This is a genomic window from Archangium violaceum (assembly GCF_016859125.1).
In the GTDB taxonomy this organism is placed as follows: domain Bacteria; phylum Myxococcota; class Myxococcia; order Myxococcales; family Myxococcaceae; genus Archangium; species Archangium violaceum_A.
The window spans coordinates 6,455,993-6,477,210 of sequence record NZ_CP069338.1 but is presented as its reverse complement, the minus strand read 5'-3'; the positions used below and the strand labels follow the sequence as shown (position 1 = coordinate 6,477,210).

The window sequence follows — 21,218 nt, the reverse complement described above, 5'->3', positions numbered from 1 at the left end:
ACTACTTGATCTCCACCTTCTTGCCGATGGTCTTCTCCGGACCGGCGCCCACCTCGGACACCGGCGCGGGGCTGTCCAGACCCATCTCCATCTTCATCTGCTTCACCAGGTCCATGGCCTGCAGGCGCTCGGCGTCCTCCTCGATCTGCACGGACTGGTGGTCCACCGACTCGAGCGCCATCTGCATGCGCGCCTCGTTGATGGCGGCCTTCTCCTGGACCTTGCGCAGCATCTCGTCGTGCGTGGCGTCGATGCCGGCCACCTGGAAGGACTCCATGGCGTCGGCCACCTTGGACTGCCACTGCGCGCGGCGCGCGTCGCGGATGGCGTTCATCGCCTCCTGCGTCTTGCGATCCTTCTCGCGCATGAAGGCCTTCTTCAGATTCATGGCCTTCTCGTACGCCTGCTTCGCGGTGGCCAGCTGCTGCTCGTTGCGCTCGAGCGCCGCCCTCTCCGTCTGCAGCTTGGTGGCGTACTGCGCCGCCAGGTCGTCACGCCCCGCCTGGATGGCCGCCTTCACCTTGGCCGTCAGGTCGCGGATGTCCTGCTGGTACTTGGCGTTCTCCTTCTCCAGGAGCGTCAGGTTCGCCCGCACCATGGCGATGGACTCGTTCATCTTCGGGACCTGATCGTTCAGGTCACGGATGTTCTGCTCGAGGATGAGCTCCGGATCCTCGATGGAGGAGACGAAGAATCCGAAGAAGCTGCGCATTGCCCTCTTGAAGCGTGGCCACATGGCGGGTGTCTACCTCCTCCAATTTGAATCGCAGTGGGGACCTTACACCAACCCACCGTATTCCACGTATGACGAATACCCCCGGGTCTACGCTCGCTCAACGGTGATGATTGCCAACCGACTCCCCGGAAGCCGCTGGTCCGCTCGGAGTGCGAGCAGCCCCTACCCGTGAAGTGCCCGGAGCCAGGCGGATCCGCCCGGCGATGCGCGAGGCCTGCTGGCGGGCGGTCGATGCCACGGAGGCCCCGTCCAGGGTGATGAGGGTGCGGTCCTTGAGGACGAGCCTGCCGTCGATGAGCACGTGCACCACGTCCGTGGAGCGGGCGGCGTAGACGAGCGGGGAGAACACGTCCCGGGGGTCCGACGGGGTGGAGTGCAGGCCGGAGAGGTCCACCACGGTGATGTCCGCGCGCTTGCCCTCCTCCAGCGAGCCCAGCTCGGCTTCCAGGCCGAGCGCCCGGGCTCCGCCGAGCGTGGCCATCTCCAGCACGCGCTCGGGCGGCATGCCCCGGGGGCCGACCCGCGGCTTGTGCAGCAGCGCCGCGAGCCGCATCTCCATGAACATGTCCAGGTTGTTGTTGCAGGGCGCGCCATCCGCGCCGAGGCACACGGACACGCCCGCGTCGAGCAGCTCGGGCACCGGGGCGATGCCCGAGGCCAGCTTGAGGTTGGAGCCGGGGCAGTGGCACACCACCGTGCGCGTGTCCCGCAGCAACCGCTGCTCCTCCTCCGCGAGCCACACGCAGTGGGCCAACGTCACGTGCGGGCCGGTGAAGCCCACCTCGTGGAAGTAGGCCACGTTGCCCTTGCCGGTGCGCTCGCGCACCACGTCGCACTCGGTGCGGTTCTCGCTGGCGTGGGTGTGGATGCGCACGCCCTTCTCCCGAGCCAGGCGCCCCACCTCCCGCATCAGCTTGTCCGTGCAGGAGAGGACGAAGCGCGGCGCGAAGGCATACCGCAGCCTGCCTCCCTGGGTCCCGTGCCAGCGCTCCAGCAGGGCGAGGCTCTCCGCCAGCGAGGACTCCGTGGACTCGTGCAGGCTCGTGGGCACGTCGGGCGCGTCCATCATCGCCTTGCCACCGGTGAGCCGGAAGCCGCAGTCCCGGGCCGACTCGAAGACGGCGTCGTAGTGGCGCACCGTGCCCATGTCGAGCGCCGCCGTGGCCCCCGAGCGGATGAGCTCCGCGAAGGTGAGATCCGCCGAGGCCCGCATGGAGTCCGCGTCGTGCGCGGCCTCGAAGGGCCAGATGCGCTCGCGCAGCCAGTCCAGCAGTTCCAGCCCGTCCGCCCGGTTGCGGAAGAGCGTCTGGCAGGCGTGCAGGTGGCCATGGATGAGCCCGGGCAACACCACCTTGCCGGCCACGTCCAGGACACGCAGGCCCGCGCCCCTCGTGCGGATGTTCCGCCCCACCCGGGCAATGCGCCCATCCTGGATGAGGACATCGGCATCCGCGAGCACCTCGCGCTCGCGGTTCATGGTCACGACGGTGCCGTTGGTGAGGAGGAGATCCACGGTCCAACAGGTATTACCACGGTTCGCGCCCCGACTCGCGGACCGTTCGCGACCTGACGGAAAGTACTGAACCCCGCATGGGCCCGGGGTGCCCCGTTCGGGCCGCGAGCAGGGGGGCGCGGGCCCGACAGCTCAGAGGAAATCGCGGGTGAAGGCGTGCGGCAGCAGCTCCCCGAGCGAGTAGCGCGCCTCGTTGCCCCGGAGGTTGCGGCTGCGCACCGGCAGTTCCTTGGGGGCGAACTCCAGCATCACCTGCCGGCACATGCCGCACGGCGGGCACGGCGTGGGCGTGTCCACCACGATGGCCACCGCCACCGGTCGGCCATGCCCCTGCGCCACCCCGGCCGCCAGCGCGTTGCGCTCGGCGCACGCGGACAACCCGTAGGAGGAGTTCTCCACGTTGCAGCCCGTCACCACCGAGCCATCGTCGTACAGCACCGCCGCGCCAACCGGAAAGCGCGAGTACGGCGCATGCGCGCGCTCCCGCACCTTCATCGCCGCCTCGAACAACTGCTCCCAGGGAATGTTCGCGCTCATGCTCCGCCTCGTGCCTTGGACTCCGCCAGCTCGATCTCGTCGATGTAACGAGCGATGCGCAGCTCCGCCTCCGCCGATAGCTCCAGGAAGCGCACGTGCGCGGACGAGCCGCGCGAGCCGTGCCCCACGTGGAGCACCTCGCCTCGCACCTGGAGCTCCTCGTCGGAGCCGGGCAGCGAGAAGCGCGCCTCCACCTTCGTGCCCACCGGCATGGCCCAGCCGAACCAGGCGAAGCCCCCCAGTGAGATGTTGCCCTCCCGGGACTCGAACGCGTCCGAGGTGCCCGCCCGCCTCACGCGGATGCGCATCGACACGCGAGGGGATTCACGCCGGTCTTCCACCGGCCGCTGGTTCCGTTCCTTGGACTGCTCGCTCATATGCCTCTACTCGCTCCAGCGCGGGACACCGTGGGCAGGAAATCCTCGAGGAGCCGGGTGAAGAGATCCTTCACCCGGTTCGCCGTCTCCGCCACCTCTTCGTGAGACAAGGGCTTCCCACCAATGCCCGCCGCCAGGTTGGTGATGCAGCTCACGCCCGCCACGCGCACGCCCATGTGGTTGGCGGCGATGACCTCGGGCACGGTACTCATTCCCACCGCGTCGGCGCCCAGGACGCGCAGCATGCGGATCTCCGCCGGCGTCTCGTAGGACGGGCCGGCGAGGATGGCGTAGACGCCCTGCTTGAGCGCCACGCCCACGCGCTGCCCCGACTCCAGCAGCCGCGCCCGGAGGTCGGCCGGATAGGCGGTCGTCATGTCCGGGAAGCGTGGCCCCAGGCGCTCGTCGTTGGGCCCGTTGAGCGGGTTGAACCCCGAGAGGTTGAGATGGTCGGTGATGACCATCAGGTCGCCCGGTTGGAAGTCCAGGTTCACGCCCCCCGCGGCGTTGGTCACCACCAGGGTGTGGATGCCGAGCGCGCACAGCACCCGCGCGGGGAAGGCCACCTGGGTCGGGGTATGGCCCTCGTAGACGTGCACGCGGCCCTGCATGGCCACCGCCGGCTCGCCTCGCACGCGCCCCAGGACGAGCCGGCCCGCGTGGCCCGGCACCGACGAGTGGGGAAAGTGCGGGAGCTCCGCGTACGGAATGGTGACCTTGTCCTCGAAGCCGTCGGCGAAGCCGCCCAACCCGCTGCCGAGGATGATGCCCACCCTGGGAGCGACACTCCCCGCCCGGTGCCGGATGGCCCGTACCGTCTCCTGCACCTGTTCGTAGAGCCCCATCGTCGGCGCATCATACCCACCTGCGCGCCCACCGCACGGACTCACGAGGATGGGTGTGGCGCAGGTGACCCCCCGGTACGTCCCTGTTGCCTTCCGGGCAACACGCCCCATCGACCGCCCGCGTCAACGCCCTCCCGGGAGCCACGCGCGCTCGGGCCAGAGGAGCACGGTCGTGTCGGCGCCGCCCGAGGCCAGCAGGGCGCCGTCCGAGGAAAAGGCCAGGGCATTGACGAGAGCGCGGTGCCCCTCCAGCACCCCGAGCAACTCGCCATTCACGCGCCACACCTGGACGCGCCCCTCCTGGTCTCCCGTGGCCAGGAAACGTCCGTCCTCGGAGAAGGCGAAAGCGGAGAGCCTGGCGGACAACTCCACCCGGAGGCGGCGCTCCGGATGCTTGAGCTCGAGAAGGGCGAGCGCGTCCGGCCCCTCCTCGAAAGCAAGCCACCTCTCGTCCGGGGAGAACACGAGCGTCCCCATGTCGTGCGGCAGAGCCTGCTCGAAACACACCGTGCCGTCCTCCAGGTCCCAGAGCCGGAACCCGTAGGAGGAGCTCCGCCCCTGGAACCGCGCGCCCGTGACGAGGAAGCGGCCGTCCCGGGAGAGGGCGCACGGGCGGTCGTTCTCGAGGCGGAGGGCGACCTTCCGAATCAGCTTCCCCGTGCGGGTGTCGTGCACGAAGGCGAACTGATCGCCGTACCAGGAGTCGAGATGGGCGAGCAGCGTACCATCCACGGACCAGGCGATCCGGGACGGGATGTGACCGATCTCCGGCTCCACCTCGGTCCCGGCGAGCACATCCCGGATGAAGACATCCCCGTATTGTCGCACCTGGAGCGCGCGACCCCGGGTCAGGCAGATCCACCAGTGGTCAGAGCCTCGTCCCAGGTCGGCACAGGCCTCCTGTATGCCAGTGGCACAGTTCCAGGTCCGCACCGACCCGTCCAGGGAGGACGACACCAGGTGCTTTCCATCGCGAGAGAAGGTGAGCTGCATCACGCAATCCCGATGGGCTCGCGCCGGCAACACCCGCCCGCTCGACAACTCGATCAGAGCGAGCGTCGCCGGTCCTCCCGTGAGGAGCGCCCACCGCGAGTCGGGCGACACCACGAGCCCATGTTTCATATCGGAGGAGCGGACCCGAAGGTCCGCTCCCCGCACCACCTCGCCATCTCGGAGGAACTCGAGCTGGCCCGAGGACGCCCGGACGGACGTCCCGTCGGACAGGGGAATGGGCAGGTTCAGGGGATTCTCGGCCTCCGCCAGCAGGGCGCCCGTTCGCGTGTCGAAGGTACGCCGGAGCGTCCGCCAACCCACGGTGCTGACATCACGGATCACACTCCGGCCGTCCTCCGAGAACGCGGCCCACGCGGGTGTGTACTCCCCCCCGTCCTCGGCCGACCAGCACAGGGACCAGGTCGCCACGTCCAGGATGCACAAGCGTGAGAGATCGAAGGTCCGCTCGACGGTGGCGACCCGCGAACCGTCCGGGGAGAAGACGAGGAACGCCGTGTTGCCGACCTCCCCCTCCGGGCACACCCAGCGGAGGAGCTCCTGCGTCATGAGATCGATGACCGCGAAGCCATTCGCGGACCACGAGCCCGCCAGGAGCGTGCGCTTGTCGGGCGAGAGCGCCAGGCAGGTGGCACCGCCGCCGTGCAGCGACCACCGGCACAGCTCGGCACCACTCTCCGCGTCCCACAGTCGAACCGAGTCGTCCCGACTCGCCGTCACGATCCGCGTGCTGGAGACGTAGTGCAGGGCACGCACGGTGTCGCGGTGGCCGGAGAGCGCAAGGAGCTCTCGACCGTCCTCCAGGTCCCAGACGCGTGCCGTACACCCGCTCGCGGAGACGACCCTCCGGGAGTCGGGAGAGAAGGAGACCGCCTCCAGTGAGTCGGGGGGGCGGCCCTCCTCCGGAGGATGCCAGAGGCGAAGAGTCCCGCAGCGGCTGAGCGCCTGCGGGGGCAAGGGGTCTCCGAAGACGTCCAGCCGGGGCGGGAAACGCTCTTGATGTGCCATCGTGGGTGGCCAGAGGGACGGAAGAGGCCGGGGATCCTGACAACGGCTCCGCCCCACCCGGCGACTACTCCAGCCGCTCCACCACCAGCGGCCGGGGCGCGGGGGCCTGGGGCCCGAAGCGGTACGCCGCGAGCAACCGCGCCTTCACCTCCTCCACGGGGGCCGGGTCGTTGTAGTGCACCCGCACCACCGGCTCGCCCGCCTTCACGGGCTCGCCCACCTTGCGCAGCAGGGTGAAGCCCACGGCGGGGTCGATCCGGCTGTCCACCCGCTGACGCCCGGCGCCCAGCGCCACCGCCGCCAGGCCCACCGCCTCCGTCTCGATACCAGTGACGAAGCCCTCCTGGGGCGCCACCACGTCCACGGTGGCGCGCGCCTGGGGCAGCAGCGCGTAGTCATCGATGGCGCGCGGATCTCCGCCCTGCGCCTGGACGATCTCCTTCAACTTGCGCACCGCGCTCCCGTCCGAGACGGACGCCTCCAGCTTCTGACGCGCCTCGGCGATGGAGCCCGCCCTGCCCCCCAGCACCAGCATCTCCGCCGTGAGGGCCAGCGTCACCTCGGTGTAGTCCGCCGGGGCCCGGCCGCGCAGCATCTCCACGGCCTCCACCACCTCCAGCGCGTTGCCCACCGCGCGCCCCAGCGGCTGATCCATGTCCGTGAGGAGCGCCGTCACCTTGCGGCCCATCTCCGCGCCAATGCCAATCATCGTCCGGGCCAGCGTGCGCGCGTCCTCCACCTTCTTCATGAAGGCGCCGCTGCCCACCTTCACGTCCAACACCAGCGCGTCGATGCCCTCCGCCAGCTTCTTGCTCATGATGGAGCTGGCGATGAGCGGGATGCAATCCACCGTGGCCGTCACGTCCCGCAGCGCGTAGAGCTTCTTGTCCGCGGGCGCCACCGACGCCGTCTGGCCGATGAGGCAGCACCCCACCTCGCGCACCAGCCGTCGGTACTCGCTCACCGGCAGGTCCACCTTGAACCCGGGGATGGACTCCAGCTTGTCCAGCGTCCCGCCGGTGTGTCCCAGCCCCCGGCCGGAGATCATCGGCACCGGCACGCCACAGGCCGCCGCCAGGGGGGCCAGACTCAGCGAGACCTTGTCCCCCACCCCACCCGTGGAGTGTTTGTCCACCTTCACACCGGGTGTGTCCGAGAGGTCCAACACCTCGCCGGACTCGAGCATCGCCCGTGTCCAGGCGCCCAGTTCCACCGAGTCCAGCCCCCGGAAGAAGACCGCCATGCACAGGGCGGACATCTGGTAGTCCGGCACCACACCCGAGGTGTACGCCTCGATGAACGCCCGGATGTCCTCGGGCGCCAGCCGCTTCCCATCCCGCTTGGCCTTGATGAGCTCGTAGGGTCTCACGCGGACAGGCCATACCAGGAAGGCGGGCGGGCATGCCATCGATAGCCGTGGCCCTCCCATCATCTGATGATAAAGGTGGACTGTCTTGATCTCCCTCCGGAACATCCACAAGCGCTTCGGCGCCGTGACCGCCCTGGACGACGTGTCGCTGGACATCGGTACCGGGGAGGTGCTCGCCCTCGTGGGCGAGAACGGCGCCGGTAAATCCACCCTGATGAACGTCCTCTACGGGCTGTACCGGGCCGACTCGGGCTCGGTGCTCGTGAAGGGCCAGCCGGTGCGCCTGCGCAGTCCCAGGGACGCCATCGAGCGGGGCATCGGCATGGTGCACCAGCACTTCATGCTCGTCCCCACCCTGACGGTGGCGGAGAACGTGGTGCTCGGCCGCGAACCCTCACGCTGGGGCCGGATGGATCTGAACCGCGCGTGCGAGGAGGTGGCCGCCACCTGCGAGCGCTTCGGCTTCAAGCTGGACCCGCGCGCCCGGGTGGACACCCTCACCGTGGGCTCGCAGCAGAAGGTGGAGATCGTCAAGGCGCTCCACCGGGGCGCCCAGGTGCTCATCCTCGACGAGCCCACCGCGGTGCTCACCCCCCAGGAGGCAGACGAGCTCTTCCGGGTGGCGCGAGGGCTGGCGGCCGGTGGGCGCACGGTCGTCTTCATCAGCCACAAGCTGCGCGAGGTGCTCAGCGTGGCCGAGCGCGTGGCGGTGATGCGGCGCGGCCGGCTGGTGGCCGAGGTGCGCGCCGCCGACACCCGCCCCGAGGATCTGGCCAGGCTGATGGTGGGCGAGTCGCGCATCCCCCAGGCCGAGGCCCAGGCGTACCACCCCCCCTCGGGCGAGAAGCTGCTGGAGGCGAAGGAGCTCCGGGCCCGGGGGGCCGACGGGCGGCCGGCGTTGCGCGGGGTGTCCCTGGAGGTGCACGCGGGGGAGATCGTCGGCATCGCCGGAGTGGACGGCAACGGCCAGCGCGAGCTCGCCGAGGTGCTCACGGGCCTGCGCCCGCTGGACGCAGGTGGAGGCACCCTGCTGGGCAAGCCGCTCACGGGGCTCACGCCCGCCGAGGCGAGGAACCGGGGAGTGGGACACGTGCCCGAGGACCGGCTGTGGCGCGCGGTGGTGAAGGCCATGACGGTGGAGGAGAACGTGGCCCTGGGCCGACAGACGCGCTCGCCCTTCGCCTGGGGACTCCAGGTGGATTTCGCGGGCCGGCGCGAGCGCACCCAGACGCTGTTGAAGGCCTATGACGTGCGGCCGCCGGATCCCCAGGTGCCGCTGCAGGCCCTCTCCGGAGGCAACCAGCAGAAGGTGGTGGTGGCGCGGGAGTTGGACGCGGCGCCGAAGCTGCTGGTGGTGGTCCAGCCCACGCGAGGCCTGGACATCGGCGCGGTGGCGCAGGTGCAGTCGAAGTTGCGCGAGGCGCGCGACCAGGGCGCCGGCGTCCTGCTCGTCTCATTGGATCTGGAGGAGGTCCTGGCCCTGTCCGATCGCATCTACGTCTTCTTCGAGGGACGCATCACCGGCTCCTTCTCCCGCCCCGAGTTCGACGAACGGATGATTGGTTGCCGGATGCTCGGCACCGGCCAGACCGGACAGGAGGTGGCCCATGGGTGAGCGGTTGCGCGCGGTGCTCCCCTCCATCCTCTCCGTGTCCCTGGCGCTGGCGGTGTGCTGGGTGTTCATCGCCCTCACGCGCGATCCGGAGACGGCCACCGAGGCCTACCTGCAGATGCTCCGCGGGGGCCTGGGCGACTGGCCGATGTACCTCGACGGTGGCCGCGTCACGCTGCTCACCCGTCCCATCGGCGAGGCCGCCATCAAGGCCGCCCTGCTGCTGCTCACCGGGCTGTCGGTGGCGGTGGCCTTCAAGGTGGGCCTCTTCAACATCGGCGCCCAGGGGCAGATGTTGGTGGGCGCGCTCGCGGCGGCGGTGGTGGGCGCGCAGGTGCAGTTGCCCGCCGTGCTGCACATCCCGGCGGCGCTGCTCGCGGCGGGCCTGGCCGGAGGCCTGTGGGCCCTCATCGCCGCGGCCCTCAAGCTCGCCCGGGGCGTCCACGAGGTCATCTCCACCATCATGCTCAACTGGGTGGCGGTGAGCCTGGTGGACAACTGGTTGGCGGTGGGTCCGCTCCGGGCCGGCGCCGGCACCGGCCTGTCCACCACGGGCACCGCGGAGATCGCCACCAGCGCGCACCTGCCCCGGCTGTTCGGGGAGATGTCCCGCCTGCACCTCGGCTTCCCGCTGGCGCTGGCGGTGGCACTGGCCATCTGGGTGTGGCTCGCGCGGCTGCGCTCGGGCTTCGAGACGCGCGCGGTGGGCCTGGGCTCCGAGGCGGCGCGGGCCGCTGGAATCCCCGTGGTGCGGCGCACCGCCGAGGCCATGGGCATGGCCGGAGCGCTCGCGGGTCTGGCCGGCGCGGTGCTCGTGCTGGGCACCGAGTTCAAGTACCCGGGCTCGCTGGGCGCCCCCTACGGCTTCGACGGCATCGCCATCTCGCTCATCGGCGGCAACCACCCGCTGGGTGTGACGCTGTCCGCGCTCTTCTTCGGGGCGCTGCGCGCGGGCGGCACGCGCATGCAGCTGCTGGGCGTGCACAAGAGCTACCCCGAGCTCATCCAGGGTCTGGCCCTGCTCTTCGTGGCGGGCCGGCTGGTGTGGCTCGCCCTGCTAGAACGGCGGAAGGTGGAGAAACCCGTGGCGCCCGCCAGGCAGCCCGAGGCGAGCCCGGAGGTGCCCCGTGCTTGAAATCCTGGAAGCCCTCCTGTCCTCCACGCTCGAGTACTTCCCGGCGCTGCTCTTCGCCACGCTGGGAGCCACCCTCAGCGAGCGCTCCGGCGTGGTGAACGTGGGCATCGAGGGGATGATGCGCGCGGGCGCGTTCTGCGCGGCCGTGGCCTCCATCACCTTCCCCACGCCCGTGGGCGTGATGGTGGGCATGCTCGCCGGCGCCGGCATGGCCGCCGTGCACGGCTACCTCTGCATCCGCTGGCGCTCGGACCAGGTGGTGTCCGGCATGGCCATCAACCTCGTGGCGCTCGCCGGTGGCACCTACCTCCTTGAGGCCCTCTACGGGCCCAACGGCACGCCCCCCATCCAGCAGCTCACCCGCTGGCACCTGCCCGGCCTCTCCGAGGTGCCCCTGCTGCGCGCCTTCTCCGGGCACTCGGCCCTCACGTTCCTGGCCCTGGTGCTGCCCTTCGCCTTCCACTGGGTGCTGTACCGCACGCCCCTGGGGCTGCGGCTGCGCGCCGTGGGCGACAAGCCCCACGCCGTGGCCACCCTGGGCCTGTCCGTGATGGGGCTGCGCTGGCTCGCCGTGGTGGTGGGCGGGATGCTGGCGGGGCTCGGCGGGGCCACCCTGTCCACCGCCGTGTTGGATCGCTTCGAGCAACACACCCCGGCCGGCCTCGGCTTCATGGCCCTGGCCGCCATGGTGTTCGGCCGATGGACTCCCCTGGGGGGTTTCCTCGCGGCGCTCTTCTTCGCCGCCGGCAACGCCCTGCGCATCGGCCTGGCCTCCAGCGCCCCCGGCCTGCTGGAGGTGGTGCCCCAGGGCTTCCTCCTGGCCCTCCCCTACCTCCTGACGCTGGCGCTGCTCGCCATCCAGGGCCAGCGCACCCACGCCCCCGCCGCCCTCGGCACCCCCTACGAACAGGAGTCCCGCTGACCCGGGTGTGCCCTCCAGCCCACTTGTCAGCCCTCCCGTCTCCCGCGGCGTACGACCCCGGTTCCACTCCGAGCCGGGCATGAGACTTCTTTACCGGATGGGTCTCGAATCACCCGGGTCATTCCTGACGGAGATTCAATCCTGACCCACCTGTCCTCATGTGCGCCCAGGCGGGAATAAGTGTGCCTTCATCCTGGGAACACAGCAAAGAGTTGTATTTCAAGGAAGAAACGGTGAAACGTCCTGCGCCCCACAGTCGAAACAGGACCGTGACACAACCGGCACGCGCATCGCATGGAATGGCGCGACGACTGGTGCAGGACGTGAGGGTGGTCGCGGGGACGGGGTACGGAGGGGCGAGGTCGGCGTCCTGAATCGGTTGGGGGGGGGGAAGCCGACGTGAAACCAGACACAACACACGAAGCACGAGGTGACGCGATGAGCGCGGTGGCGATGGCCCGCAGGCCGAAGCAGATGCTGGTGATGAGTGGCGAGAGCCGGAGTCACCTGACCGCCGTGAGCACGCGGGTGGAGGAGGTCGACTCGCAATACCTCGACCTGTGCGCGCTGGCGCGGCATGCGGTGGCCCTGCTCCACGCCACCGGCCATGTGGAGGCCACCGAGGTGCAGTTGGAGCTGCCGGACGAGCCGGTGTTCGCGAGGGTGAGCCGCCGGAGGACGGAGCAGGTGATGCTCCACCTGCTCACCGATGCAGTGGGCGCGCACCGGGGCGAGGGAGCCCCCGCTCGGGCCGTGCGGCTGGGCGTGGAGCCGCAGGACGACTTCGGGGATTACGGCCCCTCCTTCCACCTGCGCTACGCGGCGAGGGAGCTCGTGGAGCAGGAGCCGGACAGGAGGGCCGGGAGCGCCCGCGCGGAGAGCCTGACGGTGGCTCGCGAGCTGGTGGAGACGCTGGGCGGGCACCTGGCGGTGAGGAACCATGGCCTGACGGGCACCACCGTCACCGTCACCGTGGAGCTGCCGGACCAGGGCACCGCGAGCTGGTAGCGCCCGCGGGCCCGGCCGGGACGACTACAGCCTGTAGGCGACGCCGAACATCGCCTCCAGGGTGAAGCGGGCGCGGCCCCGGCCGCGGAAGTCCCCGTAGGCGCCGATGGACGGCCCCATCCTCACGTTGAAGGTGATGGCGAGGTTGCGGTCGACGAAGTACTCCAACCCGCCGCCCAGGAGCAGCGGGAAGACGGGCCCGCCGCCCGCGCCGAAGACGACGTAGAAGGGGATGTCCAGGCCCACGTTGAGCATGAGCGCGCTGCCCACGGGGATGCCCACGGCGAGGGCGATGGGCAGTGACAGGCCCACGTCGGTGAAGTTCTCGTAGAAATAGAAGAAGGGCCCGGGGGCGAAGCTCAGGCCCACGTTCACCCGCGAGGACTGCAGCAGCATGAGCCGCACCCAGGCCTGCAGCTTCAGCCCCGGCACCACGCTGGTGACGATGCCCTCGCGGCCGTAGTTGAAGCTGAGCTTGCCGCCGATGTCGAACTTCGACGTGGCCCCGTGCAGCAGGCCCAGCGACAGCCCCGGCCAGCCCACCTGGCCCACCAACGCGGTGCCGCCCTGCCCCACCGTCTGGCCCGACAGCACGGACCAGCCCTGGCCACGCCCGTACGACACGTCCTGCGCCACCGCGGCGCCCGAGACGAGGAGCACCACCACCAGCAATCCATTCAGGACACAGCGCTTCACGCACCCACCTCCGGCTGCCCCCGCTCGCGCACCAGCGCGATGAAGGCGTCGATGAGCTTGTGGAGTCGGGCCTCTGCCCGGGCGCGCGCGGTTTCCACCGGCTCGCCGGAACCCGGCGTCTCCTTCAGCTCGAAGTAATATTTGATTTTCGGCTCCGTCCCGGACGGCCGTGCCGTCACCCGTCCACCACCCTCCAGCTCGAAGGCGAGGACGTTGGAGGGAGGCAGCTTCTCGCCCTTCTTGTAGTCCCTCACGTTCTTCACCGACAGCTCGCCCACGCGCGTGGGAGGCGAGCTCCGCAGGCCGTCCATGATACGCGCGATGACCTGCGCGCCCTCGGCGCCAGGGAAGGTGAAGTTGCGCTGCCCGCTCACGTAGAGGCCGAACCGGCGCTGGATTTCCTCCAGGTAGCCGAGCACCGTCTTCCCACGCGACTCGCACCAGGCGGCCAGGTCCGCGAACACGAGCGCCGCGCTGATGCCGTCCTTGTCCCGCGTCACGGTGCCCACCGCGTAGCCGAGCGCCTCCTCGTAGCCGAAGACGAACTGGGTGCCCTCGGCCTTCTCGCGCTCGATGGCGCGGTTGGCGATCCACTTGAAGCCGGTGAGCACCTCGTCGTACGCGGCCCCCAGCTCCCCGGCGATGTCTCCGAGCTGTGTGGAGGACACGATGGTGGCGACGAGGTGCGGCTTGGAGCGCCGCGTGGGCCCCTGCACCAGCACGTAGTGGCCCAGCAGCACGCCCACCTCGTTGCCGGTGAGCATGCGCAGCTTCCCCGCTCCATCGCGCACCATCACCGCCAGCCGGTCCGCGTCCGGATCATTGGCGAGCACCAGGTCCGCGTTCACCCGCTGGGCGGTGGCGAGCGACAGATCCATCGCCCCCGGCTCCTCGGGGTTGGGGAAGCGCACGGTGGGGAAGGAGCCATCGGGCCGATGCTGCTCGGCCACCACGTGGAAGTGGGGGAAGCCCGCGCGCTCCATGGCCCGCTCCATCCACGAGCCCCCCACGCCGTGCAGGGCGGTGTAGACGACGCGCAGCGAGTCCGAGCCACGCCCGTGCACACGCAGCTTGAGGATGGCGTCCAGGTACGCCTCGCCGAGCGAGTCCGGCACGTCCCGCCACAGGCCGCGCGCGTACGCCTCCGTGGGGGTGAGCAGCTCCACCTGGTTGGCGGGCTCCACCTTGGCGATGAACGAGGCGATGCCCTTGTCATGGGGCGGGATGATTTGAGCGCCGTTGCCCCAGTACACCTTGTAGCCGTTGTACTCGGGCGGGTTGTGGCTGGCCGTCACCATGACGCCCGCGGCGGCGTTGAGGTGCAGGGTGGCGAAGGCGGTGAGCGGAGTGGGCGCCAACGAGGGGAAGACGTGCGCGGGGATGCCCTCGGCGGCGAGCACGCAGGCGGTGTCCTCGGCGAGCTCGGCGCTCAACCGCCGGCTATCCCGGCCCACCACCACGCCCCGGGTGGTGACGTCCGGGACGGTGGCCTTGAGGTAGCGCGCCAGGCCCGCCGTGGTGCGGCGAACCACCGCGCGGTTCATCCGGTTGGGCCCCGCCCCCAGCACACCGCGCAGGCCCGCGGTGCCGAACTCCAGGTCACCCGCGAAACGGTCCGCCAGGTCCGCGAGGTCTCCGCGCGCGAGCACGTCCCGCAGCTCGGCCACGGTGGCCGCATCCGGGTCCGCCGCCAGCCATGCCTCGGCCTTCTCCTTCAATCCAGTCGCGTCCATGTACTCCCCTCCTTAAGGCCGGTGACGCCGTGGGACCGTGTCCCGCCTTCCCCGTCTGTTCAGCGATGATCAGACCCGAGCGAGGGCTCAGGTGTAATCGGTGAGTTTGCGCCGGGTCGGGCCACCCTTCGGCGCGTCCTTCTGGCCCTGGCAGTTCACACAGAACTCCACGTAGGGCATGGCCTCCATGCGGCCGAGAGGAATCTCGTCGCCGCACTCCTCGCACTCCCCATAGGAGTCCGGGTCATCGCGCAGCTTGCCCAGCGCCTTCAGCACGCGCTGCAGCACGCCATCCATGTTCCGGTTCCGGTTGGAGGCGATGGCCTGCATCATCTCGTTGAGCGGCTGCTCGTCCTCGTCCCCGCCCACACGCGCATCATCCGTGCGGTTGGGTTCGATCCTCGCTGGCGTCTTGCCCGTCAGCTCCGCATGGAGCGCCAGCAACTTCTGCTTCAACTTCTCGCGCTGTGCCTGGGTCACGACCCGTCTCCACCCCGGTGGCTAGTACTTCGCGGTGGACCTCTGACCGGTGACGATGGCCACGGACGCCGAGGCCCCCAGGCGGTTGGCCCCCGCCTGAATCATCTTCAGGGCGTCCTCCGCCGAGCGGATGCCCCCGGAGGCCTTCACGCCCACGTCATCACCCACCACGCGGCGCATGAGCGCCACGTCCTCCACGGTGGCCCCACCGGTGCTGAAGCCCGTGGAGGTCTTCACGAACGCCGCGCCCGCCGCCTTGGACAACACACAGCCGGCGACCTTCTCCTCCTGGGTGAGCAGGCTCGTCTCGAGGATGACCTTCACCGGGTAGGGCCGGCTGGCCTCCACCACCCCGGAGATGTCCTCGAGCACCCCCGCGTAGTCCTTCGCCTTGAGCGCGCCGACGTTGATGACCATGTCGATCTCCCGCGCGCCGAGCCGGATGGCCTCACGGGCCTCGAAGGCCTTGGCGCTGGTGAGCGCCGCGCCCAGCGGGAAGCCCACCACGGCGATGGGGACCGACTTCGAGCCGGCCAGGATGTCCGCCACCGTGGCCACGTGGCACGAGTTCACGCACACCGTGGCGAAGCCATGCTCCACCGCCTCGCGCGCCACCCGGGCGACGTCCTCGCGGGTGGCCTCGGGCTTGAGCAGCGTGTGGTCGATGTAGGGGGCCAGGGCCGCGTTGTCCTGGATGGACTCGGGCGCGATGCGCGCCGTTCCGATGGAGCGCGGGGGCTCGTTGCTGGCGGGGGGCGGGGTCGGCTCGCCGCCCGCCCGGGAACCGAGCATGCTGTTGCGGACGTGGTCGGCGATCTCCTCGACAACCCGCTTGATGTCTGGGGCCTCGGACATGGGGCGCGGTCTAGCCCAGTCCGGGCCGCTCGGGAAGCGCCGTGACGGGCCCGTAATGGCTCCCACGCCGCCTGGCGCGCACTGGAGTAGAGTCCGCCCCGCCATGGCCTTCGCGCGGCTCCTTCTCGCCCTCTTCCTGCTGCTCGCCGCCCTGCCGGGCCGGGCCGCCTCGTCTCCCGCCCAGCGGACGCCCCCACCCAAGCCGCTCACCGTCTACTTCTTCGACGTGGGCCAGGGGGACGCGGCGCTCATCGTCTCGCCCACCGGCAAGACGGTCCTCATCGACGGGGGCCCACCCGAGGCCGATGAAGCGCTGGTGCCCCGCCTGCGCCAGCTCGTCCAGGGGCCCATCGATCTGGTCATCCTCACCCACCCGCACCTGGACCACCTCGGAGGGCTCGCCAGAATCATCCAGGCAGTGGGCGCCAGACGCTTCATGGACCCGGGCTTCGACCACCCGAGCGAGGCCTACCGCAAGCTGCTGGAGGTGGTGGGCCAGAAGGCGGGACAGGTGATGACGCCCACGCCCAACCCGAGCGCGCCCGAGACGCCACTCACCGTCGGGCTCGGCGAGGGCGCGACGCTCACCATCCTCTGGCCGCGCGCCCCGCGAGACGCATTCCTCGACAACACACGCTCGGATGTCAACGCCAACTCCATCGTCGCCAAGCTGACATATGGGAAGACGGCGTTCCTCTTCACGGGAGACGCCGAGCCGGAGACCGAGGCCTACCTGCTGCGCAAGCCCATCGACTTCACCTCCACCGTGCTGAAGGTGGCGCACCACGGCGGTCGCTACTCCTCCACGGCGCCCTTCCTCGCGGCGGTGAAGCCCCAGGCGGCCATCATCTCCTGCGGCAAGGGCAACGACTACGGGCACCCCACCGACGAGGTCCTCCAGCGGCTCGGGGCCTCGGGCGCGCGCGTCTTCCGCACCGATCTCCAGGGAGAGGTGCTCGCGGTGAGCAACGGCACCACCGTCACCCTCACGCCGAAGAAGGGAGGGAGCACACCCACCGTCGTCACCGGACAGGTGACCGGGCCCGTCGCCACGGGCCCCCTGTCCATGACCAGGGCCGTGCCAGCCAGGGGGACCCTCCCCGAGAACAAGACCGCGACTCCGGCCTCCGGAACCTCGGGCATGCGCTACGTGAGCCTCAAGGGCAGCAAGGTGTTCCACCGCGAGGACTGCGGCACGCTCGAGCGGGCGAAGACGAAGGAGCGCACGGTGTACACCAGCCGGGCCGCCGCCCTGCGCGAGCGCCGCCCCTCCGAGGACTGCGACCCATGACCAAGGCCACCCTGGACCGATTCGAGGACGAGCTCGCCGTGCTCATCGTGGATGGGCGCGAGGTGACGCGCCCCCGCGGGAAGCTGCCGCCCGAGGCGCGCGAGGGAGACGTGCTGGACCTGGACACGATGACGGTGGACCCGGCCGCCACCGAGCGCCTGCGCGCCGAGGTGCGCAAGGCACGCAAGCGGGCCATGAAGAAGAAGACGCCACCGCCCGGGGACTTCGACCTGTAGTCCGGGCACTCAGGCCGGAGCCGGAGGACGCGCGCGAGGCAGCAGCCACACGAGCAGCAGCGCGCTCGAGCCGGCGAGCACTCCGGCGATGAGGAAGCGACTTCTCCGCGCCCTCCGACAGGGCGTGGTACAGCCCGTAGACGCAGATGACGGCCACCGTGAGGGTTACCCCCCGGGCCCAGGCGAGCGCGACGTAGCTCAGCGCGTAGAGGGACCAGCCCGCCAGCACGAGCCGCGAGGCCCCCTGCCGGTCCGCGAGCCGGCCCGGCACGGCGGCGACGAAGAACACCTGCTCCACGCGCAGCCCCACGGCCACCAGCACCATCGCGGCGAGCGAGCCCACCGCGGCGCCCACATGGTCCATGCCGCGGTGGAAGCCGAAGGCCCTGCCATGGGAGTCCGCGGAAACGGAGTGGGCGATGAGCGCGTCGCGGGGGCTCGAGCGCAGGCCCTTGCCCACGCGGTCCAGCGCGCGGATGGCGATGGGCTGCCAGGCCAGGGTGACGAAGACCATCAGCGGGCGCATCAGGCTGGACAGGCCGTAGCCGAGCAGCACCACGGTGCGCGGCAGGCGGCCCGCGCGAGGAGCGGCGATGTCCAAGCCCGGGCTCCCGCGCGGCTACATGGACTTCGAGAGGACGAGCGGAATCTCGATCTCGACGTCATCCCCCGAGAAGGAGGGGAACACCATGCGCCTGGCGCGCCCCTTGATGCAGTTGCCCATGGGAGAGCCGTCCAGGTCGCTCCGGTCGAAGGACACCTTCTTCACCGTGCCGGAGCTGCCCACGGTCGCGGTGAGCAGCAGCTTGCCATCGCGCAGCCTCGGGTTCTTGCGCAGGGCCGCCTCGATGCAGGACTTGAAGGCGGACTGCGACTGCGCCACCACGCGGGCGATCGCCTCCTGGGGCGGGCCGGACTGCGCGGCCGAGTCCGTGGCGGCCACCTCGGTGTTCTCACGCACCTCGGGGCCCACGTCCTTCTTCTCGCCCTCGGCGTAGAGCGCGGCCACTTCCTGCTGCGTCACGCCCTGCTGCGCCTCGGCCTGGGGTTGGGCGGCCTCTTGCGGCGGCGGCTCCTGCTTCGCCGGCTCGCTGGGGCGCGCCTTGGGCTTCGGCGCGGGCTTCGGCGCGGGAGGCGGAGGCGGCTTGGAGCGGCCGAGCATCAAATCCCTCAGCTCGCTCATGCCCTCGGACGAGAAGACGGACACGGGCTCCTGCACCGTGTTGCCCTGCCCATCCACACGGGTGACACGCAGCGGCACCACCTGCAGCTCGGTGAGCGCGTACAACACGCCCACGGGAATCCCCAGCAGCAGCACGATGAAGAGGGCGATCTTCCAGGGCGGGTTGCGCCGATGCACTCCCGCCTTCTTCACGAAGTACTGGGTGTTCTCCGCTTGTGCGCGCTTGGGCTCCGGCTCCTTGCCCAGCGCGGCGAGTGGATCCTCCTGCTGCGCTCCCGCGAGCATGTCCGGCCCCAGCTCGCCCTGCGGCTCGGACTGGGGGAGGTCCAGGTCGGAGAACAGCTCACCCAGGGGCGCGCCGTTCGCATCCGCGCCATCGGAGGCGGGGGCGGGGGTCGGCTCGGACTCCGGTTCTGGCTCCCAGGGCCTGGCGTCCTGGGCCATGGGCGCCGGGCGGCGCTGCGTGGGACTGGTCTGCCAGATCGTCTGCGAGGGGGCCGGCGGCTCGGGTTGCCACGAGGTGGCGGACTGCTCCGCGGGAGCGGGCTCGGGCTCGGGCGCCATCACCGGAGGCGGCGCGGGGGCGCGCACGGGGGGAGGCGGCGCCGCGGGCGGCGGGGCCTCGGGCGCGGCGAAGAAGCCGGCCAGCTCGGCGATGTCCTGTCCCCGCTTCCAGTCCGGCATGCCCTGCTGCCAGAAGTAGCTACGGGCCGTGACGGCGCCGGAGGCCACGAGCTCGCTCAGGGCGCCCTCGTCCAGCGGCCCCTCCTGCTTGCTCTTCACCATCACGAACCAGGGCGAGCGGCTGTCGCGCAGCGGCATGGTCCGCGTGGGCTCGTCCTCCCAGGACTGCGCCGACGCGGCGGGCGCGGCCTGCTGGGCCAGGGCGGCGGCCGATTCCTCCTCGGCGGCGAGCGAGCGCTCCTGCTCGCGAAGGCGCTCCACGTCCGCCAGGGACACGACGCGCGTGCTCTCCTGCTCCTCGACGGGTGGGCCCTCCACCGAGATGACGTTCTGGCAATTCTTACAACGAACCTTGACGGTCTTCCCGCGGACCTTGTCGTCCGCGATGGAGTACCGCCGCTGACACTTGTTACAGGAGAAGTTCAAGGGGGGCTGTCCAGCGCGCGCACACAAGGGCGAGCGCCCGGAATGCTAGCGCCTGGGCCGTGGAGTGCAAACCATCGGGTTGACTCCGCCTGCCGGCCCAACTAAGAGCCGCCTCCCCCTACCCTCTTGACACAGAAGGTGGCGCATGCCCGCGAAGGACCTCGGGAACAAGTACGTCTGCTTCAAGTGCTCCACGAAGTTCTACGATATGAAGAAGCCGGACCCTCTGTGCCCCAAGTGCGGCGCGGATCAGCGCGAGAGCCCGGCCCTCAAGCCGGCCTCCGAGGGCCGGCGTGGTCGCCTGTCCTCCATCCCCAAGGTCATCGAGCCCATCGAGCCCGAGGAGCCGGCGGCGGAGAGCGAGGACGAGGAACTGGCCGAGTTCGACGACGAGGATGCCGAGGTCCCGGCCGACGAGGACGAGGACATTTGAGTCCCCCAGAGAGAGGGGGGCTCCGCCCGCGGGTGGCGGCCCCCCTTCTCGCCGGGTGGGTGATTCAGCGCTCGGCCGTCTCGCGCAGCTGGTGGAGCGCGCGGCGCAGCTGCTCGTAGCGGACGGTTCCCAGGGCCTGGATGCCCACCGGGCGGACTGGCTCCTGGCGCTTGACCGCCATCCGCGGGGCGGCGGTCGCCCTCGGATTCGATCGCTTCTTCGGCTGCATGGGTCGTCCCCCTCGTTCCATGGGCGCACCCTGTAGCAGGCTTTCCGCCAGGACGGAAACTTTTCATTCCTGCTCTCTTTTCAGGGGGCGGACTGCTGGCGAACCTCCTCCGAGGCCCAGGCGTGGTCGAGCCGGACCGTCTCCCCGCCGCGCACGGAAATGGAGCGGGAGACGCCGGGCAGGCGGGGGTGCCAGAGGAAGACGGAGTGCGTGCCCGGAGGCACCTCCAGGCGGAAGTGGCCGGAGGCGTCCGTGGTGGTGAACCAGGGGTGCTCGAAGGTCCGGACGACGGCGCTCACCCACGGGTGCAGGTCGCAGCGGACCGCGAGGATGCCCGGCGCGCCCGGCAGCGGCCAGCGCACGCGGGAGCCCTCGATGGGGAGGGCCACGTTGAGGATGGGCCTGTGCGAGCCGGCCAGGGCGTCGACAGTGTGGAAGACGGCATCCGAGTTGCGCACCTCCAACCGGGAGCCCGCGCGGGCGGCGAGCACCGGCGGCTCGAAGGCGCACTGCTTCTGCTCCAGCTGGGCCGGGGGGGCGTCCGGGTCGGGCGCGGGCGCCTCGGTCCCATCGGCGAGCGCCACCACCACGTAGGCGAGCGCCCCCCCCTCCCCCACGACGATGGAGCGATCCGGCACCGAGGTCCCACAGACGGAAGCCACCGAGGGAATGGTGGGCAGGGGTGGCAGCGTGGGCGGGCTCCCCGAGAGACGGAGGGTGCCCACGATGACACCCGGGGGGGTGTTGGCCGCCTGCCCTCCCGGTGAGGCAGTGGGCGCCTTGCAATCTGGGGTGAAGGGAAGCAGCGTGGTCAGGGCGAGCAGCGGAAGCGGGCGACGGCGCACCCCTGCCCGTCTAACTGGAGTGTGAAGGCATTTCAAACCGAGCCCGCCCGTCCG

General features: G+C 70.6%; 22 protein-coding genes. 8 read left to right on the top strand and 14 right to left on the bottom strand.

Annotated elements, in window-relative coordinates:
- Position 1: 1 nt before the first annotated feature.
- The 7 genes from JQX13_RS27700 to JQX13_RS27670 form a co-directional block, all read right to left on the bottom strand.
- Positions 2-736, bottom strand: coding sequence for a PspA/IM30 family protein (locus tag JQX13_RS27700; protein ID WP_203402487.1), 735 nt, complete (start codon positions 734-736; stop codon positions 2-4).
- Between the two features lie 97 nt (positions 737-833).
- Positions 834-2,249, bottom strand: a complete 1,416-nt coding sequence (locus JQX13_RS27695; RefSeq protein WP_203402486.1) for a 5'-deoxyadenosine deaminase — start codon at positions 2,247-2,249, stop codon at positions 834-836.
- 132 nt (positions 2,250-2,381) lie between these two features.
- On the bottom strand, positions 2,382-2,786 hold the full coding sequence (locus JQX13_RS27690; protein WP_203402485.1) for a cytidine deaminase: 405 nt from the start codon (positions 2,784-2,786) through the stop codon (positions 2,382-2,384).
- On the bottom strand, positions 2,783-3,163 hold the full coding sequence (locus JQX13_RS27685; RefSeq protein ID WP_203402484.1) for a PilZ domain-containing protein: 381 nt from the start codon (positions 3,161-3,163) through the stop codon (positions 2,783-2,785). Before JQX13_RS27685 ends, JQX13_RS27690 begins: the two co-directional genes overlap by 4 nt.
- On the bottom strand, positions 3,160-4,008 hold the full coding sequence (locus JQX13_RS27680) for a purine-nucleoside phosphorylase (RefSeq protein ID WP_203402483.1): 849 nt from the start codon (positions 4,006-4,008) through the stop codon (positions 3,160-3,162). Before JQX13_RS27680 ends, JQX13_RS27685 begins: the two co-directional genes overlap by 4 nt.
- Before the next feature lie 123 nt (positions 4,009-4,131).
- The gene (locus JQX13_RS27675) at positions 4,132-6,027 is read right to left on the bottom strand and encodes a WD40 repeat domain-containing protein (RefSeq protein WP_203402482.1); all 1,896 of its coding nucleotides are present in this window, start codon (positions 6,025-6,027) and stop codon (positions 4,132-4,134) included.
- Between the two features lie 64 nt (positions 6,028-6,091).
- Positions 6,092-7,396, bottom strand: a complete 1,305-nt coding sequence (locus tag JQX13_RS27670) for a thymidine phosphorylase (RefSeq protein WP_203402481.1) — start codon at positions 7,394-7,396, stop codon at positions 6,092-6,094.
- Between the two features lie 154 nt (positions 7,397-7,550).
- On the opposite strand from JQX13_RS27670, the gene JQX13_RS27665 reads away from it, so the two are divergent.
- The 4 genes from JQX13_RS27665 to JQX13_RS27650 all read left to right on the top strand — a co-directional run bounded on the left by JQX13_RS27665 (position 7,551) and on the right by JQX13_RS27650 (position 12,073).
- Complete coding sequence (locus tag JQX13_RS27665) at positions 7,551-9,011, top strand: ABC transporter ATP-binding protein (protein ID WP_239015365.1); 1,461 nt, start codon at positions 7,551-7,553, stop codon at positions 9,009-9,011.
- Positions 9,004-10,143 (top strand): ABC transporter permease, encoded by a 1,140-nt coding sequence (locus JQX13_RS27660; protein ID WP_203402480.1) that lies wholly within the window; start codon positions 9,004-9,006, stop codon positions 10,141-10,143. Before JQX13_RS27665 ends, JQX13_RS27660 begins: the two co-directional genes overlap by 8 nt.
- Positions 10,136-11,065 carry an ABC transporter permease gene (locus tag JQX13_RS27655; RefSeq protein WP_203402479.1) on the top strand — a complete coding sequence of 310 codons (930 nt, stop codon included), beginning with the start codon at positions 10,136-10,138 and terminating at the stop codon, positions 11,063-11,065. Before JQX13_RS27660 ends, JQX13_RS27655 begins: the two co-directional genes overlap by 8 nt.
- A 438-nt stretch (positions 11,066-11,503) precedes the next feature.
- Complete coding sequence (locus tag JQX13_RS27650) at positions 11,504-12,073, top strand: HAMP domain-containing histidine kinase (RefSeq protein WP_203402478.1); 570 nt, start codon at positions 11,504-11,506, stop codon at positions 12,071-12,073.
- Positions 12,074-12,097: 24 nt separating this feature from the next.
- Here the strand turns inward: JQX13_RS27650 and JQX13_RS27645 are convergent, their stop codons facing one another.
- The 4 genes from JQX13_RS27645 to deoC form a co-directional block, all read right to left on the bottom strand.
- Complete coding sequence (locus JQX13_RS27645) at positions 12,098-12,769, bottom strand: hypothetical protein (RefSeq protein ID WP_203402477.1); 672 nt, start codon at positions 12,767-12,769, stop codon at positions 12,098-12,100.
- Positions 12,766-14,502 (bottom strand): phospho-sugar mutase, encoded by a 1,737-nt coding sequence (locus tag JQX13_RS27640; RefSeq protein WP_203402476.1) that lies wholly within the window; start codon positions 14,500-14,502, stop codon positions 12,766-12,768. The genes JQX13_RS27645 and JQX13_RS27640 overlap by 4 nt, the downstream gene beginning before the upstream one ends.
- A gap of 87 nt (positions 14,503-14,589) precedes the next feature.
- On the bottom strand, positions 14,590-14,982 hold the full coding sequence (locus tag JQX13_RS27635) for a TraR/DksA family transcriptional regulator (RefSeq protein WP_203402475.1): 393 nt from the start codon (positions 14,980-14,982) through the stop codon (positions 14,590-14,592).
- Positions 14,983-15,003: 21 nt separating this feature from the next.
- Positions 15,004-15,837: a deoxyribose-phosphate aldolase gene (gene deoC / locus JQX13_RS27630; protein ID WP_203402474.1), complete on the bottom strand. Its 834-nt coding sequence runs from the start codon at positions 15,835-15,837 to the stop codon at positions 15,004-15,006.
- 103 nt (positions 15,838-15,940) lie between these two features.
- Here deoC and JQX13_RS27625 point away from each other — a divergent pair, with 103 nt between their 5' ends.
- The 3 genes from JQX13_RS27625 to JQX13_RS55545 all read left to right on the top strand — a co-directional run bounded on the left by JQX13_RS27625 (position 15,941) and on the right by JQX13_RS55545 (position 17,909).
- The gene (locus tag JQX13_RS27625; RefSeq protein WP_203402473.1) at positions 15,941-17,128 is read left to right on the top strand and encodes a ComEC/Rec2 family competence protein; all 1,188 of its coding nucleotides are present in this window, start codon (positions 15,941-15,943) and stop codon (positions 17,126-17,128) included.
- Complete coding sequence (locus JQX13_RS27620; RefSeq protein ID WP_203402472.1) at positions 17,125-17,364, top strand: DUF3006 domain-containing protein; 240 nt, start codon at positions 17,125-17,127, stop codon at positions 17,362-17,364. Before JQX13_RS27625 ends, JQX13_RS27620 begins: the two co-directional genes overlap by 4 nt.
- Before the next feature lie 419 nt (positions 17,365-17,783).
- Positions 17,784-17,909 carry a hypothetical protein gene (locus tag JQX13_RS55545; protein ID WP_275424862.1) on the top strand — a complete coding sequence of 42 codons (126 nt, stop codon included), beginning with the start codon at positions 17,784-17,786 and terminating at the stop codon, positions 17,907-17,909.
- A gap of 74 nt (positions 17,910-17,983) precedes the next feature.
- Here the strand turns inward: JQX13_RS55545 and JQX13_RS27615 are convergent, their stop codons facing one another.
- The gene (locus tag JQX13_RS27615) at positions 17,984-19,657 is read right to left on the bottom strand and encodes an AgmX/PglI C-terminal domain-containing protein (RefSeq protein WP_203402471.1); all 1,674 of its coding nucleotides are present in this window, start codon (positions 19,655-19,657) and stop codon (positions 17,984-17,986) included.
- A gap of 145 nt (positions 19,658-19,802) precedes the next feature.
- On the opposite strand from JQX13_RS27615, the gene JQX13_RS27610 reads away from it, so the two are divergent.
- The gene (locus JQX13_RS27610; RefSeq protein WP_203402470.1) at positions 19,803-20,090 is read left to right on the top strand and encodes an FYDLN acid domain-containing protein; all 288 of its coding nucleotides are present in this window, start codon (positions 19,803-19,805) and stop codon (positions 20,088-20,090) included.
- A gap of 64 nt (positions 20,091-20,154) precedes the next feature.
- On the opposite strand, the gene JQX13_RS27605 is transcribed toward JQX13_RS27610, so the two are convergent.
- Positions 20,155-20,319, bottom strand: a complete 165-nt coding sequence (locus JQX13_RS27605; RefSeq protein ID WP_203402469.1) for a hypothetical protein — start codon at positions 20,317-20,319, stop codon at positions 20,155-20,157.
- Positions 20,320-20,399: 80 nt separating this feature from the next.
- The gene (locus JQX13_RS27600) at positions 20,400-21,164 is read right to left on the bottom strand and encodes a carboxypeptidase regulatory-like domain-containing protein (protein ID WP_203402468.1); all 765 of its coding nucleotides are present in this window, start codon (positions 21,162-21,164) and stop codon (positions 20,400-20,402) included.
- Between the last annotated feature and the right edge of the window lie 54 nt (positions 21,165-21,218).

Excerpts from the sequence above, each read along its gene's own strand:
- JQX13_RS27700 (WP_203402487.1), bottom strand. The coding sequence starts at position 736 with ATGTGGCCACGCTTCAAGAGGGCAATGCGCAGCTTCTTCGGATTCTTC.
- JQX13_RS27690 (WP_203402485.1), bottom strand. The coding sequence starts at position 2,786 with ATGAGCGCGAACATTCCCTGGGAGCAGTTGTTCGAGGCGGCGATGAAG.
- JQX13_RS27685 (WP_203402484.1), bottom strand. The coding sequence starts at position 3,163 with ATGAGCGAGCAGTCCAAGGAACGGAACCAGCGGCCGGTGGAAGACCGG.
- JQX13_RS27680 (WP_203402483.1), bottom strand. The coding sequence starts at position 4,008 with ATGGGGCTCTACGAACAGGTGCAGGAGACGGTACGGGCCATCCGGCAC.
- JQX13_RS27675 (WP_203402482.1), bottom strand. The coding sequence starts at position 6,027 with ATGGCACATCAAGAGCGTTTCCCGCCCCGGCTGGACGTCTTCGGAGAC.
- JQX13_RS27660 (WP_203402480.1), top strand. The coding sequence starts at position 9,004 with ATGGGTGAGCGGTTGCGCGCGGTGCTCCCCTCCATCCTCTCCGTGTCC.
- JQX13_RS27650 (WP_203402478.1), top strand. The coding sequence starts at position 11,504 with ATGAGCGCGGTGGCGATGGCCCGCAGGCCGAAGCAGATGCTGGTGATG.
- JQX13_RS27640 (WP_203402476.1), bottom strand. The coding sequence starts at position 14,502 with ATGGACGCGACTGGATTGAAGGAGAAGGCCGAGGCATGGCTGGCGGCG.
- deoC (WP_203402474.1), bottom strand. The coding sequence starts at position 15,837 with ATGTCCGAGGCCCCAGACATCAAGCGGGTTGTCGAGGAGATCGCCGAC.
- JQX13_RS27625 (WP_203402473.1), top strand. The coding sequence starts at position 15,941 with ATGGCCTTCGCGCGGCTCCTTCTCGCCCTCTTCCTGCTGCTCGCCGCC.
- JQX13_RS27620 (WP_203402472.1), top strand. The coding sequence starts at position 17,125 with ATGACCAAGGCCACCCTGGACCGATTCGAGGACGAGCTCGCCGTGCTC.
- JQX13_RS55545 (WP_275424862.1), top strand. The coding sequence starts at position 17,784 with ATGAGCGCGTCGCGGGGGCTCGAGCGCAGGCCCTTGCCCACGCGGTCC.
- JQX13_RS27610 (WP_203402470.1), top strand. The coding sequence starts at position 19,803 with ATGCCCGCGAAGGACCTCGGGAACAAGTACGTCTGCTTCAAGTGCTCC.
- JQX13_RS27605 (WP_203402469.1), bottom strand. The coding sequence starts at position 20,319 with ATGCAGCCGAAGAAGCGATCGAATCCGAGGGCGACCGCCGCCCCGCGG.